Origin of the sequence: Serratia sp. CY56464 (assembly GCF_052168435.1) — a bacterium.
GTDB lineage: Bacteria > Pseudomonadota > Gammaproteobacteria > Enterobacterales > Enterobacteriaceae > Serratia > Serratia marcescens.
Genome location: NZ_JBJNMV010000009.1, coordinates 1 through 14,240 on the forward strand (window position 1 = coordinate 1; position 14,240 = coordinate 14,240).

The following is a 14,240-nucleotide window of genomic DNA, read 5'->3' on the forward strand; positions in this document are numbered from 1 at the left end:
CCGGCTCGAAGCTGACGTCGCCGGCCACGTTCAGGGTGCCGATCGAGTTGCCCGGCGCCACGGTGCCGCCGCGGCGGGCGGTCAGCGAACCGACGGTGCCGCTGCCGCCGACGATGCCGACGCTCTGCACGCTGACGGCCGAGGTGACCGAGCCGTTGATCGCCAGCCGCCCCTGATTGACCAGCGTCGGGCCGGAATAGGTGTTGTTACCGGTCAGCACCAACGTGCCGATGCCCTGTTTGGTCAGGCCGCCATGGCCGGAGATGTCGTTGCTCCAGAAATCCAGGCCGCACAACACATCGCTGCAGACGCGCTCGGTCGGTTTGCCCTTGTCCAGCACCGCGCCGACGCCCGGCAGATCCACTACAAACTGGGTCGGGCCGTAGGCCACGCCCGTCGGATCCGGAATGCGGAATTCTTCGGGAATATCCTCGGCGGTCACCAACATGCCCGGGCCGTTGATGGCCTTGCCCAGGTTGATCATCCCCCAGCCGTAGAGCGCGTCGATGCCCGGCGCGCCCATGTCGGTGGCGGTGGTTTTCAGCACTTCCGCCACCTGCGCGCCATTCAGATACGGGAAACGCTCCATCAGCACGGCAACGCTGCCGGCCACGTGCGGCGCCGCCATCGAAGTGCCGCTGTATTTGGCGTAACCGGTCGTCAGATTCTCCACGCTGGTGCCTTCGATTATCGAGCTGTATACCCGGGTGCCCGGCGCCGAGACGCAGAGGCTGGCGGTGTAACCGCAGCGAGAAGAGAAGGTGCTGATGCTGTAATCGCCGGTATTGGTCGGATCCTGCAGGCTGGCGACCGAGAGCCAGTTCGGCGCAATGTCCGGCACAAAATAAGCCAGACCGGCCATGGCATCGGGGTTATTCAGATTGCCGTCGTTACCGGCGGCGAAGATGGTGACCACGCCGCTGCGGGCCGCGTCGATCGCGCCCTGATAGGCGCCGCCGGGCTTGGTGCCGAGGATCTGTTTGATCTGATCGAACTGCTTTTGCGCATCGTTTACTGTGAAATGCGGATAAGCCGGGTCATAACCGCCCTCATCAAACTTTTCGGTGATGCCGATGCCCCAGCTGTTGTTGATGATGCGCGCGCCGCTGGCCACCAGCGCATCCCAACCGGCCTGGTACACCGCGCCGTCGTTGCCGAGGATGATGCCGTCCTCCGGGCCGGGATCGCCGTTTTCCGCGCTGATGATCTGCGCGTTGAACGCCACGCCGTGCATGGCGCCGCCGTCTCGGCTGCCGGCGGCGATGCCGCCCACGTGGGTGCCGTGCGAACCGAGCGTGCCATCGGAATCCACGCTCGGCGTGCCGTCATAGCGGAAAGCGTCGCCTTTTTTCACCGGAATATAGGGGTCGGTATATTCGCGGATGCCTTCGGTAACCAGATTGATCACCTTATTCTCACCGGCGAACTCCGGGTGCTTGGCGTAGACTGGCTGATCGAAAATGCCAAGTTTGATGCCTTTTCCGGTATAACCGGCGGCGTAGGCCTGGTCGGCGTGGATCGCCCCCAGCCCCCATTCCGCATTAAACTCACTGCTGCGCCAGCTGGCCGGATCGCCCGCTTTGCCGTTCTCTATATAGCTGGAGGCCTGCGCCCCGCCAATCGCCGTCAGGCAGATCAGCATCGCGCTCCATTGTGCGCGATGAACTCCGATTTCAGGCCAGCCGAAGGCCGCCCGAGCGGATTTGACTCCTCTAAGTTTCTTCTCCATCCCAGATACCGTCCGTTGTTGTTTGCAAATGTTTTATAAGATTTTTTGTGTAACAGTTTGGTAACACCAAATAAATAAAGCACAACAATCTCAAGTGCGCTTAATGTGTCATCCGGCAGCTCAACGGGAGGAGAGAATGTTTCAGGGGTGAATCAGGCCAGTGCCGATAAGAAATGACAATGACGTTTGCCGGTATCAAAATGGCGATAACACGTGAAGGGATAAATTATAATTTGCTGATAAATAAAAATATAACCTAGGGAGACATAAAGGATGCGGCCGCCTGAAAAGTGCTTAACAGGCGTCTTTTATCACTTTTAATTATAAATTTTGCCAATATTCACTCAGTGAATTATGCTGGTTTTTCACTCGGTCATCGGCAAAAATTGGATTATCCTGCTGATGTTTTTTTGCAGTTCGTCGCGTCCTCTTCCGCCTGACGCAGAATGGCTTTGGCCATCCATTGCGTGACGTCCTGAATGCTCTCAAGCTCCAGCCCCCAGATATCTTTCAGCACCAGGAACACCTCCGAGCCGTAAATCAGCGAGAAAGCATGAATCACTCTCTGCAGAGAGTCCGGCGGCAGTTTGCCCTGCAGCGGTTCCACCGCCAGCGCCAACAGACGCTTGCGGTTGCCGCGCACGAATTTCTCGCCCGGCGTCGCGTGCGCCCACTGTTGCAAAGAGAGTTGCAGCGCCGCGCGCAATGCTCCCTCGTGCCGCTCCATCTGAGGATAGGCGAAAGTCAGCAACTGCCGGATGCGTTTCAGGGCGTCATCGTCTTGCGGGCGCCATTCCAGAATAGGCCCCAGGCTTTCCGCCACCACGGCGCTAATCAGCGCACTCTGGGTCGGAAAATAGCGGTAGGCCGTCGCACGCGATACCTGCGCATGCGCCGCCAGTTCGGTGATCGAAGGAAACGCCCCTTCGTCATACAGCGTCATCGCGCTGGCCAGCAACAAACGGTAGGTTTTTGCCCGGGTGGAAGTCAGTGAAGGATCAAACGGAGTGGGAAAGGCATCTATCGGCACATAAACCTCATGCATCTGCACACGCTTGCGCAACAGAGGATGCGCCTCTGTCGACTGGCTGCCGGCAAAGCGCCGGCCACGTTGAAAAGCTCAAAAATGAGACAGGAGTCCCATTTTGCACTGAGCTGCCCTTGCAAAAATGATACTGCCGTCTCATTATATAAATACATTAATCAATTTAATTTAAATGCCAACGCCAGGGCACCCTATAAAAATATAATAAAATGATTTTTAAATAAAAATTAGAAACACCCCAGGAAGATACATGAAAGACACTTCAAATTTTGTCTATATTGCTACCACAGCAGATACGAAAGGACAAGAGCTGGAGTATGTACGGCGGCTGATCGCTGCCCTGAATTTACCCACGCGAACCGTCGATCTTTCCACTCGTCGCTTGCCGTTTGACTCCCCGGCCGATATCGGTCCAGAAGACGTCGCACGCCACCATCCGGCAGGCGCCGACGCGGTCTTCTGCGCCAGTCGCGGCCAGGCGATCGCCGCCATGGCGACCGCTTTCGAACGTTTTATCCTGACGCGCCGCGATATCGCCGCCTTGCTTGGCCTGGGCGGTTCCGGCGGCACCGCCATCATCACACCGGCCATGCAGCAGCTGCCGATCGGCCTGCCGAAAGTGATGGTCTCGAGCATGGCGGCGGGAGACGTTTCCGCCTATGTCGGCGCCAGCGATATCAACATGCTGTATTCGGTCACCGATCTCGCCGGCCTGAATCGCATCTCGCGACGGGTGCTGGGCAACGCGGCGCGCCAGATAGCCGGCGCAGTGCACTTCGCCGCCGTCGACTATCACGACAACAATCCCGCGATCGGCCTGACGACGTTTGGCGTCACCACGCCCTGCGTTCAGGCGTTGGTTGCCGAGCTGGGATCGCAATGGGATTGTCTGACGTTTCATGCGACCGGCAGCGGTGGCAGATCGTTGGAAAAACTGATCGATAACCGCCAACTGCACGGCGCCATCGATTTGACCACGACCGAAGTGGCCGATTACCTGTTTGGCGGCATGCTGCCCTGCAATGCGGATCGTTTCGGTGCCATCGCGCGTACCGGCATCCCGTGCGTGCTCTCCTGCGGCGCGATAGACATGATCAACTTCGGCGCGCCGAATACGGTGCCGGCTCACTATGCCAACCGTCTGCGTCACCATCACAACCCGCAAGTGACGCTGGTGCGCACCAGCGCGCGGGAGAATGCGTTAATGGGGCGTTGGATGGGCGAAAAAATCAACGCCTGCGCGGGCGAAGTGCGTTTCGTTATCCCGGCGGGCGGCGTATCGGCTTTGGATGCGCCCGGCCAACCGTTCTGGGATCCGGCGGCGCTGGCCGCCTTTACGCAAGCGCTGGAAGAAACGGTGCACGCCACCGGCAAACGCCGGTTGATAAAAACGCCTTATCATATTAACGACCCGTGCTTTGCGCAGGCCGTTGCCGAACAGTTTCGGCACATTGTCGGCGGAGAATGATGATCACCCACGGCAAAGCCTGCCGGTGATAACGCCAAATAGAAAAAGGGCCAGACAAATAGTCTGGCCCTTTATTATTTACCGCGAGCGGATATTACTGACCGGCGGGCATCTGCTCCTTCATTTTATTCATGTGGTCCATCATCTTTTGCTCGCGTTTCTGATAATTCTCATTGTATTGTTTTTTCTGCTCAGGCGTCAGCAGGTTATACATTTTATTTTCCGCTTTGGCGCGTGCCAGCATGCGTTCGGATTGCGCTTTACCGATCGCGTCAATTTGCGCCTTCGCCTTCGCTTCGTCAAAGCTGTCGGAAGCGACCAGATTGTGCAGCGCCTGGCGCTCCTCTTTCATGCCCGGCCCGCGCTTCTGGTGCGACTCTTTCATGATATCGCGCATCTGCTGGCGCTGCTGCTCGGTCAGGTTCAGCCCGGCGAACGGGCCGCCTTTGCCTTCACCCTTGTGATGCATCATTTTCATCGGCGCCGCATCCGCCGCCGGAGCCGTCGCCGTATCGGCGGCGAACGCCGCGGAAGCAGAACCCAGAGCCAGCGTGGAAGCAATAAATAAAGCCGTCAATTTACGCATAATCATTTCCTTAAAAATTTTCTTCATCAGGAGCGCTGTACGTTAACAGGCTCATTCGTTGTCGGAGATAATAATAGGCTGATAAATTTCAAGTAATGCGAGGGTGTGTAAACTTTTTAAAACCCGTCTCGGATTTATTCACCAATTATGAGAAAACTATGAAGATGGCGTTTATTTGATGGAAATTTTAATTTCTCGGCAAAAATCCCCCCGGTGGAGTTATTTTTCCGCTTTCCCCTCATCGCTATAATTTACTCACCTGCATGGCAACCTTGCATCAACCGTTTTCCGATAGCAGGGGAAATCAGTAAGCATCACACGATCCGATGTTCTCCTACACTTTAAGACAAGCAGCGCCGGGCGACGTTTACACCGCAAAACTAATCATTGCTTATATAATAGTTTCCATCACCCGCCCCGCCTGTGAAAACCTGTTATATGATGCACAGATGCGTACGGCGATCGCTTTCGGGCCAACAGGCTGCCCGGAGCTGTGCCGCCCGCCCGCCCGTGCTCTTTTGAGGAATCGTCATGCCCGCAGACCAAGGCCCAGAGCTTCTTAGCGCTCACTTCGGCACCCAAAGCCCCCACTGGCGGCTGGCGTTTGACAGCAATGCCCTGGAGCTGTCCGCCGTTAAGGGCAAAGCTCATATCGCGGTGGCGCTCAGCGCCATGGAAGCGGCGAAAATCCGCCGTCTGACCGGCGTGACCGCCAGCCTTGATCTGACCATTACGCTGGCCGGTGAACCGCTGCATCTGCATCTGGTCGGGCGCCGCGTCAACAACCTCGAATGGGCGGGCACCGCTTCCGCCTTCAGCGACACCCAATCGGTGGCGCGCGACCTGGTGCACGGCCTCTCCTTCGCCGAGCAGGTGGTGTCCGAAGCCAACTCGGTGATCGTGATCGTCGATCAGCACGGCCGCATCCAGCGCTTCAACCGACTGAGCGAGGAGTACACCGGACTGCACGAACACGAGGTGATCGGCAAAAACGTTTTCCAGCTGTTTATGAGCCCGGAAGAAGCCGCCGCTTCGCGGCGCAACATCGCCGGCTTCTTCCGCAACGGTTCGTCCTATGAGGTGGAACGCTGGGTGAAGACGGTCAAGGGCGAACGGCTGTTCCTGTTCCGCAACAAATTCGTGCACAGCGGCAGCGGCAAAAACGAAGTCTTTCTGATCTGTTCCGGTACCGACATCACCGAAGAACGCCGCGCGCAAGAGCGGCTACGGGTGCTGGCCAACACCGATCTCATCACCGGCCTGCCGAACCGCAACGCCATCCAGGACAAGATCAATCACGCCATCGCCACGCGCGGCGAAGAGAGTTTCGGCCTGGTGTACCTCGATCTCGACAACTTCAAAAAGGTCAACGACGCCTACGGCCATATGTTCGGCGATCGGCTGCTGGTCGAGGTCGCGCTGGCGATCCTCGGCTGCCTGAGCCCGGATCAAGTGCTCGCCCGCCTCGGCGGCGACGAATTCTTGGTGCTGGCGCCGCAAAGCGATCGCGAGCGCCTGCAAACGCTGGCGCAGCGCATTATCGACAGGCTGAAGACCCCTTTTCGCATCGGTCTGATTGAGGTGTATACCGGCTGTTCGATCGGCATCGCGCTGTGCCCGGAGCACGGCAACGATCTCGACAGCCTGATCCGCAGCGCCGATACCGCCATGTACGTCGCCAAGGAGCACGGAAAACGCACCTATACCGTCTTCTCGCCGGAGATGAACAAACGCGTCGCCGAATACATGTGGCTGGACACCAATCTGCGCAAAGGGTTGGAACAAAATCAGCTGGTGCTGTATTACCAGCCTAAAATCGACGCGCACAGCGGCGAAGTGCACAGCGTGGAAGCGCTGGTGCGCTGGGATTCGCCGGAGCGCGGCCTGATCCCGCCGCTGCAGTTCATCTCCTATGCCGAGGAGTCCGGCCTGATCGGCCCGTTGGGCCAATGGGTGCTGCAAACCGCCGCCGGGCAGGCGGCGCAATGGCAAGAGCAGGGATTGAATCTGCGGGTGGCGGTCAACCTCTCTGCCCGTCAGCTGGCCGACGACGGCATCGTCAACGACCTGCTCGGGGTGCTGCACCGTCACCGCATGGCCCCCTGTCTGCTGGACTTCGAGTTGACCGAAAGCAGCCTGATTGAAGACGAGAACCGCGCGCGCGCGCTGATCACCCGGCTGCGCGAACTGGGCGCGCAGGTGCATCTCGACGACTTTGGCACCGGCTATTCGTCGCTGGCGCAGCTGGCACGCATTCCTCTGGACGCCATCAAGCTGGATAAAAGCTTCGTGCGCGGGGTGAATTTCAATCCGGTATCGCAATCGCTGGTACGCGCGATCGTCGCGGCGGCGGAGGCGTTGGCCTTCCGCGTGATCGCCGAAGGGGTGGAGACCGAGAGCGAAAACCACTTCCTCGACGAGGTCGGCGTGGACGAAAAACAGGGCTTTCTGTTCGCGCGGCCAATGCTCCCGGAACAGCTGGAGCATTGGCTGCAGTCCTATCGCCCGCGCTCACCTTCCGCATGAGGCGGGCGCGTTAACGTTAGCCGGCACGACGCAGGTTCAGGGTATGGCGATCCTGTAACATCACCAGCCGCTCGATGTAGGCACGGTCTTTTTCCTCAATGGTAAAGGCCGAGTGCACCCAATCTTCGGTAATGTCCATCAGCTCGGAACGCGTCAGCTGCAACACGCGCTGACGCGCCCGCAGCATGGCGCGCATGCCGTTGAGCTTCGGCCGGATGGTATCGATGAAGGTGCGCGTCGCCAGGTAGGCGTCGCCGGGCTGGAACAGCTGGTCTACCAGACCGCGGCTCTCGAACCACTCTGCGGTGTGCGACTCGCCGCCCCAAATCAGCTCCTCGGCCAAGCGCATGCCCGCCTTGCGCGCCACCAGCGAGTAACCGCCCATACCGGGAAACAGGTTGAACGCAATCTCCGGGAACCCCATGCGCGCATTGTTTTGCGCCAATACGAAATGGTGCGCCAGCGCCGCTTCAAAACCGCCGCCCAGCGCACTGCCTTCAACCATCGCAATGCTGATCGCGCCGGTGTCGAAACCGCGTGCCGCCGCATGCACGCAGTCGATGCAGGCGCGCGCGTAGGCCATCATCGCCTCGCGCTTGCGGTTTTTGATCGCTTCGGCGAAGAACTGCAGATCGCCGCCGACGTTGAACATGTTCGGCACCAGCGAGCCGGTGACCCAGAAGTCGAACCGCAGCGAAGACTCCTTCGCCGCCTGCGCCAGCGTCATGATGTCTTCAATCAACGCCTGGTTGAAGCAGGGGCGCGGCGCGGCGCGCAGCAGCATCCACATGATGTGCCGCCCCTCTTCATAGTAGGCGGAGATCTGCGACAGATTGCCCGCTTCGGTAAACGGACGACAGGTGGGGTGATTAAGCAATTTCATAAGACCTTCCAGTTTTTCTGTTGATGACGGATGAGACCGTTCCAGCCCCTACGGCTGCAGCGGAGCGGCGAGCGGCAAAGCGCGACGCCACATCATGAGTAAACGCTTTCTCGCCGACGAAACAGATAAAAATTGGAGGTAGAGAAGTGAAAAAAACCGAGGCGCCACGGGGTTTTCATAGGAATTTTACCTATCGCGCCATCCCCGGCATTTCATGCCGGGCGCTAACGCGTTAAGCTCGCAAATTGACCGTTTGCCGCCCCGGCGCTCAAAACGCCGCAGGGCTTTGGCTATAATCAACGCTGATACATGCCGTTTAACGTTAAGGAAATCGTGAAGTAATGCCTACAGGACCAGACCAGGAACGCCGCCAGCCCACACAAGACACGCCGCCGAAGCCGCTTATCGCCATCAAGACCGGCCATGAGACGCTCGACCGCCGCATCAGCGGTTTTTCACGTCTGATTGAACGCATCAAAGCCTGGCCGAGCGTGGCGCACCTGCTGCGCGCCGCCGAACGCTTTAACGATCGGCTGGGCAGCCAGTTTGGCGCCGCCATCACCTACTTTTCATTCCTCTCGCTGATCCCGATCCTGATGGTGTCGTTCGCCGCCGCCGGTTTCGTGCTGGCTTCCAACCCGGATCTGCTGGCCCGCTTGATCAACCGGATCGTCGGCAGCATCAGCGATCCGACGTTGGCCAGCACGCTGAAGAATACCGTCAACACCGCCATTCAGCAGCGCACCACCGTGGGATTGACCGGTCTGGCGCTGGCGCTCTATTCCGGCATCAGTTGGATGGGCAACCTGCGCGAGGCGATCCGCGCGCAGTCACGCGATGTCTGGGAGCGCAATCCGCAGGATCAGGAGAAAATCTATTTCAAGTACACCCGCGACTTCATCTCGCTGACCGGCCTGGTGGTCGCGCTCATTATTACGCTGTCGCTGACCTCGGTCGCCGGGTCGGCGCAGGCGGCGATCGTCAACGCGTTGGGGCTGGATGGCATCGAATGGCTGCGGCCGGCGCTGACGCTGATCGCGCTGTCGATCTCGATCTTCGCCAACTATCTGCTGTTCCTGTGGATTTTCTGGATGCTGCCGCGCCACAAACCGAAGAAAAAAGCGCTGCTGCGCGGTACCTTGCTCGCGGCTATCGGCTTTGAGGTGATCAAGTTCGTGATGACGATGACGCTGCCGCAGGTGGCGAAGTCGCCTTCCGGCGCGGCCTTCGGCTCGGTGATCGGGCTGATGGCGTTCTTCTACTTCTTCGCCCGTTTGACGCTGTTTTGTGCCGCCTGGATCGCTACCGCCGACTACCAAGGCGACAAAGCCTTGCCGGAACGCGAGCCGCCGGCCCCCTGAAGCCATGCAATCGTGCCGGTGTTATCGCACACGCCGGCACTTTCCTCTGGTTAATAAGCAAAAACCCAGTCAATCCCTCTAAATCATGCGGCATAACATTCGGAAAACCAGCATAACAAACTACCCATTCACTTTTCTTTCCCGTTTTTACAGCCATTCCCTCTGCACGAAACCCATTTCTCAACGTTTAACGCTACAGAAAAGAAGCCCGGTAAAACATTAGTCTTTTTAACCGGTTAGCGGCGGCGTTGCCCAAAGTTACAGCGTTGAAAAGGCGGAATGCTGTCACTAAGATGGATTTTTACCCCCTCCAACAATAAGAAATAGATATGCAAGCCACCATCGCACCCCCACTCGACGCCGACGACGCGTCTACACCGGTGAATTCCCGCGGGAAAGTCATCGTCGCCTCGCTGGTCGGCACCGCCATCGAGTTCTTCGACTTCTACATCTACGCCACCGCCGCGGTGATCGTGTTCCCACACATCTTCTTCCCGCAGGGCGACCCGACCACCGCGACGCTGCAGTCGCTGGCCACCTTCGCCGTCGCCTTTGTCGCGCGCCCTATCGGCTCTGCGCTGTTCGGCCACTTCGGCGATCGCGTCGGGCGCAAGGTCACGCTGGTCGCCTCGCTGCTGACCATGGGGATTTCCACCGTGCTGATCGGCCTGCTGCCGAGCTATGAAACCATCGGCATCTTCGCCCCTATCCTGCTGGCGCTGGCGCGCTTTGGCCAGGGCCTGGGGCTGGGCGGCGAATGGGGCGGCGCAGCCCTGCTGGCGACGGAAAACGCGCCGGCCAAAAAGCGCGCGCTGTACGGTTCTTTCCCCCAGTTGGGGGCGCCTATCGGTTTCTTCTTCGCCAACGGCACCTTCCTGCTGCTCTCATGGCTGCTGAGCGACCAGCAATTTATGGAATGGGGCTGGCGCGTGCCGTTCATCCTCTCCGCGGCGCTGGTGCTGATTGGCCTGTATGTGCGGGTATCGCTGCATGAAACGCCGGTGTTCGCCAAAGCGGCCAAGGCCGGCAAACAGGTGAAAGTGCCGCTCGGCACGCTGCTGAGCAAGCATCTGAAAGCCACCATCCTCGGCACCTTCATCATGCTGGCGACCTACACGCTGTTTTATCTGATGACGGTGTATTCGATGACCTACGGCACCGCGCCGCAGCCGTTGGGCCTCGGTTACTCCCGCAACAGCTTCCTGTGGATGCTGATGGTGGCGGTGATTGGTTTCGGCGTGATGGTGCCGATCGCCGGTCTGCTGGCGGACGCGTTCGGCCGCCGCAAGACCATGATCGCCATTACCCTGCTGATGATCGGCTTCGCGTTCCTGTTCCCGACCCTGCTGGGTTCCGGCAACCAGGCGCTGGTGATGGGCTTCCTGCTGTGCGGCCTGAGCATCATGGGGCTGACCTTTGGCCCGATGGGCGCGCTGCTGCCGGAGCTGTTCCCTACCGAAGTGCGCTATACCGGCGCGTCATTCTCCTACAACGTCGCGTCGATCCTCGGCGCGTCCGTGGCGCCTTATATCGCCACCTGGCTGGCGGCCCACTACGGGCTGTTCTACGTCGGCATGTACCTGGCGGCGATGGCCGGGCTGACGCTGCTGGCGCTGCTGCTGATGAAAGAAACCCGCCACCAGTCGCTGTGATCCTCTGCGGCCCCCTCACTGCGGGGGGCCGCACGCGTTGTTCGTTTCCTGTCATAAAACCGGGCTATGCTGAATGTTTCTCTCGGTAACAGGATCGGCCGATGTCTTTGCGTCGTGGGGTATTTGTCTGCGTGGCGCTGCTGGCGGCTCTCGCCATCGCGCTCTATTACGGGTTGAAGCCTGACCATCCCGATGCGCTATGGCGCATCGTCAGCCAGCAATGTCTGCCCAATCAGCAAGCGCATGACAACCCGGCGCCCTGCGCGCAGGTGGATGTGCCGGCCGGTTTCGTGGTGTTTAAAGATCGCAACGGGCCGCTGCAATACCTGCTGATGCCCAGCGCCAAAATCACCGGTATCGAAAGCCCGGCGCTGCTGGACGCCGCCACGCCGAATTTCTTCGCGCAGGCCTGGCGCGCGCGCCACGTGATGGCGGAGCGTTATGGCAAACCCATCGACGACGGCGATATTTCACTGGCGCTCAACTCGGAATATGGCCGCACGCAAAACCAGCTGCACATTCATATCTCCTGTCTGTCGCCGGCGGTAAAACAGCGGCTGGCGCAGATTGGCCCCGATTTCATCGAGCAATGGCAACCGCTGCCCGGCGGCCTGTTGGGGCATGACTATCTGGGGCGGCGGGTGACCCCCGCCGAACTGGAACAACAGGGCGCCTTCCGCCTGCTGGCCTCCGGCCTGCCGCGCGCCGACGGGCGCATGGGCAGCTTCGGCCTGGCGATAACCGCGCTGCCGGACGGCGATTTCCTGCTGCTGGCGACCGAGCGCAGCCTGCTGCCGTTTACCCTGGCCTCGGCGGAAGAGATCCAGGATCACGACTGCCGGCTGCTCACGCCGCCGCCGCGCACCTGATTATTTTTTGCCTTTCATCTCCCGCAGGATCTGCCCGCACGGATTCTCCTCGCCGCCCTCACTGGGCGAGACCAGCGCCAGCAGCGCCGCTGCCGGTGTCAGCACCGCCCCCAACGCCACCGCCGCCGCGCCGCGCGCGATCAGCGGCCCGGCTTTGACCCCGGCGTCGGGATGCTTGAAGGTGCCTTTCACGTACAGCGGCGAGCGCAGGGTCAGCACGCGCATCCCCTTGCTTTCCGGATCGATGGACAAATCCAGCCGTTCGGTGGCGAGGTTGGTGTTGCCGGTGATGTTGATCACCGCGTTCTCGGTGTCGAACACGAACAGCCGCGGCGCGGCGACGCCGCTGCGGATGCCGACGTCCGCCGCCGCGCAGTTGATGCCCACCACGTCGTCACCGAACAGCTGCGCCACCAGATAGTTGCCGACGTTCAGACCGAGGATCTCCATCAGGCTACGGCTGATCACCCCGTTATTGATCAACAGGCGCAGGTCGCCGTTGCTGGTCGCCAGCAGCTCGGCCACCGAATTGCCGCTGCCCGTCAGCCTGGCGTCGCCGTTCATCTGCCCGAGGCTGCGCTTCATCGCCGCCACGTTCGGCAACAGCTGTTTGAGCTGGAGTTTGCGCGCGTGCATATCTACCTGACCGCGCATCGGCTTTTTGCCTCCGTCGAGGCGCACGACGGCGCTCAGGCTGCCGCCCGCCATGCCGAAGCGCAGCGGATCCAGGCGCAGTTCGCCATTGTTCAGCTTCAGGTGTGTGGCCAGATCGCTCAGCGGTAAATCGCTGCCGCGCTCGATGCGCGCGGCGGCAAACTTCACGTCCGCATCCATCTTGCGCCAGCTTTGCGTATCGAACTGTTCGACCGGCAGCACCTTATCCGCCGGCTGGCGGCTCTTTTCGCCGCGCCCGGCTTTGGCGGCGTTGGAGTCCGCACCGATCAGCGGCGCCAGATCCGCCAACCTCAGCTGCCGGGAGCTCACCGCGCCGCTCAGCGTCGGCCGCGGTTTACCGGCGACGTATTTCAAGCTGCCGTGAATATCGCTGTCGCCGATTTTGCCGTCAAATTTCTGATACTCGAACACGGCGCCGCCCGGCTGATGCAGACGAGCCATCAGATGGCCATCGGTCGCATACGGCGGCGTGTTCGGCAGCAGCACGCCGGTCAGGCCATAGAGATTCCCCAGGCTTTCACCGGAAAATTTCAGCTGCACGTCCAGGCCGCCGAGGTTCAGCGGATCGGACAAGGTGCCCGCCACCGCCACCCGGGTGCTGCCGGAGCGCACGTCGGCCTGCAGCGGGAACGGCAGATCGGCGCTCTGCAGTGACAGCATGCCGCCGATCTTGCCGCTGCCGCTCAGCGGTTCGCCGTTATATTTGCCTTTCACCTGCCAGCCGAAAACATAATCGGGTGTAGCGACCTTGCCGCCGCTCTGTTTGCCGGTCACTTCACTGAACGGCAGCGGTTTGCCGAGCGGATCGATAACGGCGCGGAAATCCGCCTTCAGCGTGACGTCTTTAAAGGCGATCTGTCCCTTGTCGAACACGATATCGTGAACGGTAAACGACCAGTTGGAAGGCGGCTGCTTGGGATCCTGGCCGCCGGCCAGGTCAAACGTCCAGTTGTTGTCGCCGTTGGCCAGGCGTTGCAACGACGCATTCGGCCGCTTCAGCCAGATGCGCGGGATCAGCAGCTCTTTACCCAGCAGCGCCAGCGGTGCGATGCTGGCGTCGATGCGCTGCAGCGTCACCATGCTGTCGCCGGGCATGTTTTTCGGATTACCCAGCCACACGTCTTCGGCATGAATATGCGGCCAGGGCACCCAGGCGCGCCAGCCGCCCTCATCCGGATTACGTGACCAGTCGACGCCCAGATCGCCGCGGATGGCGAACGGCCGCCGCAGTTCGGCCGACACTTTGTCGTTGATGGTGGGCTTGAGTCGATTCCAGTCGAAGGTAGCGATGAAGATCGCCAGTGCGGCGATCGCCAGCAGCACAATGCCGCCCAGCCAGCTGAAAACCTTTCCTGTTCTTGTCATAGCGGCTCCCTCAGCGCATAAGCCAGGCTGCCGAATAAAAGGAAAAGGAATTAGCAGCCCCGTTTAAGCCTAGCTGAGGAT

Annotated in this window: 10 protein-coding genes; 5 read left to right on the top strand and 5 right to left on the bottom strand. The window is 60.1% G+C overall.

Annotation, left to right across the window (positions count from 1 at the left end; all coding sequences use genetic code 11):
• A partial coding sequence (locus ACJ8KE_RS23120) for a S8 family serine peptidase (protein ID WP_442517380.1) occupies positions 1-1,642 on the bottom strand: 1,642 nt, incomplete at its 3' end.
• A gap of 478 nt (positions 1,643-2,120) precedes the next feature.
• Complete coding sequence (locus ACJ8KE_RS23125; RefSeq protein WP_042706136.1) at positions 2,121-2,774, bottom strand: TetR/AcrR family transcriptional regulator; 654 nt, start codon at positions 2,772-2,774, stop codon at positions 2,121-2,123.
• A 250-nt stretch (positions 2,775-3,024) separates the two neighbouring features.
• On the opposite strand from ACJ8KE_RS23125, the gene ACJ8KE_RS23130 reads away from it, so the two are divergent.
• Positions 3,025-4,242: a Tm-1-like ATP-binding domain-containing protein gene (locus tag ACJ8KE_RS23130; RefSeq protein WP_239442640.1), complete on the top strand. Its 1,218-nt coding sequence runs from the start codon at positions 3,025-3,027 to the stop codon at positions 4,240-4,242.
• A 94-nt stretch (positions 4,243-4,336) separates the two neighbouring features.
• Here ACJ8KE_RS23130 and spy read toward each other — a convergent pair whose 3' ends face one another.
• On the bottom strand, positions 4,337-4,828 hold the full coding sequence (gene spy / locus ACJ8KE_RS23135; protein ID WP_028128096.1) for an ATP-independent periplasmic protein-refolding chaperone Spy: 492 nt from the start codon (positions 4,826-4,828) through the stop codon (positions 4,337-4,339).
• A gap of 531 nt (positions 4,829-5,359) precedes the next feature.
• Between spy and pdeR the strand changes: the two genes are divergently transcribed.
• On the top strand, positions 5,360-7,354 hold the full coding sequence (gene pdeR, locus ACJ8KE_RS23140) for a cyclic di-GMP phosphodiesterase (protein ID WP_016930460.1): 1,995 nt from the start codon (positions 5,360-5,362) through the stop codon (positions 7,352-7,354).
• A gap of 16 nt (positions 7,355-7,370) precedes the next feature.
• Here the strand turns inward: pdeR and ACJ8KE_RS23145 are convergent, their stop codons facing one another.
• Entirely contained in the window at positions 7,371-8,237 is an 867-nt protein-coding gene (locus ACJ8KE_RS23145; protein ID WP_016930461.1) for a crotonase/enoyl-CoA hydratase family protein, read from the bottom strand.
• 341 nt (positions 8,238-8,578) lie between these two features.
• Between ACJ8KE_RS23145 and yhjD the strand changes: the two genes are divergently transcribed.
• The 3 genes from yhjD to ACJ8KE_RS23160 all read left to right on the top strand — a co-directional run bounded on the left by yhjD (position 8,579) and on the right by ACJ8KE_RS23160 (position 12,119).
• Positions 8,579-9,598 carry an inner membrane protein YhjD gene (yhjD, locus tag ACJ8KE_RS23150; protein WP_016930462.1) on the top strand — a complete coding sequence of 340 codons (1,020 nt, stop codon included), beginning with the start codon at positions 8,579-8,581 and terminating at the stop codon, positions 9,596-9,598.
• 329 nt (positions 9,599-9,927) lie between these two features.
• Positions 9,928-11,250: an MFS transporter gene (locus tag ACJ8KE_RS23155; protein WP_016930463.1), complete on the top strand. Its 1,323-nt coding sequence runs from the start codon at positions 9,928-9,930 to the stop codon at positions 11,248-11,250.
• A gap of 101 nt (positions 11,251-11,351) precedes the next feature.
• Positions 11,352-12,119 carry a CDP-diacylglycerol diphosphatase gene (locus tag ACJ8KE_RS23160; protein WP_442517381.1) on the top strand — a complete coding sequence of 256 codons (768 nt, stop codon included), beginning with the start codon at positions 11,352-11,354 and terminating at the stop codon, positions 12,117-12,119.
• Here ACJ8KE_RS23160 and ACJ8KE_RS23165 read toward each other — a convergent pair whose 3' ends face one another.
• Complete coding sequence (locus ACJ8KE_RS23165; protein ID WP_306377006.1) at positions 12,120-14,159, bottom strand: AsmA family protein; 2,040 nt, start codon at positions 14,157-14,159, stop codon at positions 12,120-12,122.
• Between the last annotated feature and the right edge of the window lie 81 nt (positions 14,160-14,240).

What these genes read in the sequence shown, in the direction of transcription:
- pdeR (WP_016930460.1), top strand. Translation starts at nt 5,360, where the DNA reads ATGCCCGCAGACCAAGGCCCAGAGCTTCTTAGCGCTCACTTCGGCACC.
- spy (WP_028128096.1), bottom strand. Translation starts at nt 4,828, where the DNA reads ATGCGTAAATTGACGGCTTTATTTATTGCTTCCACGCTGGCTCTGGGT.
- ACJ8KE_RS23160 (WP_442517381.1), top strand. Translation starts at nt 11,352, where the DNA reads ATGTCTTTGCGTCGTGGGGTATTTGTCTGCGTGGCGCTGCTGGCGGCT.
- ACJ8KE_RS23145 (WP_016930461.1), bottom strand. Translation starts at nt 8,237, where the DNA reads ATGAAATTGCTTAATCACCCCACCTGTCGTCCGTTTACCGAAGCGGGC.
- ACJ8KE_RS23130 (WP_239442640.1), top strand. Translation starts at nt 3,025, where the DNA reads ATGAAAGACACTTCAAATTTTGTCTATATTGCTACCACAGCAGATACG.
- ACJ8KE_RS23125 (WP_042706136.1), bottom strand. Translation starts at nt 2,774, where the DNA reads ATGCATGAGGTTTATGTGCCGATAGATGCCTTTCCCACTCCGTTTGAT.
- ACJ8KE_RS23155 (WP_016930463.1), top strand. Translation starts at nt 9,928, where the DNA reads ATGCAAGCCACCATCGCACCCCCACTCGACGCCGACGACGCGTCTACA.
- ACJ8KE_RS23165 (WP_306377006.1), bottom strand. Translation starts at nt 14,159, where the DNA reads ATGACAAGAACAGGAAAGGTTTTCAGCTGGCTGGGCGGCATTGTGCTG.
- yhjD (WP_016930462.1), top strand. Translation starts at nt 8,579, where the DNA reads ATGCCTACAGGACCAGACCAGGAACGCCGCCAGCCCACACAAGACACG.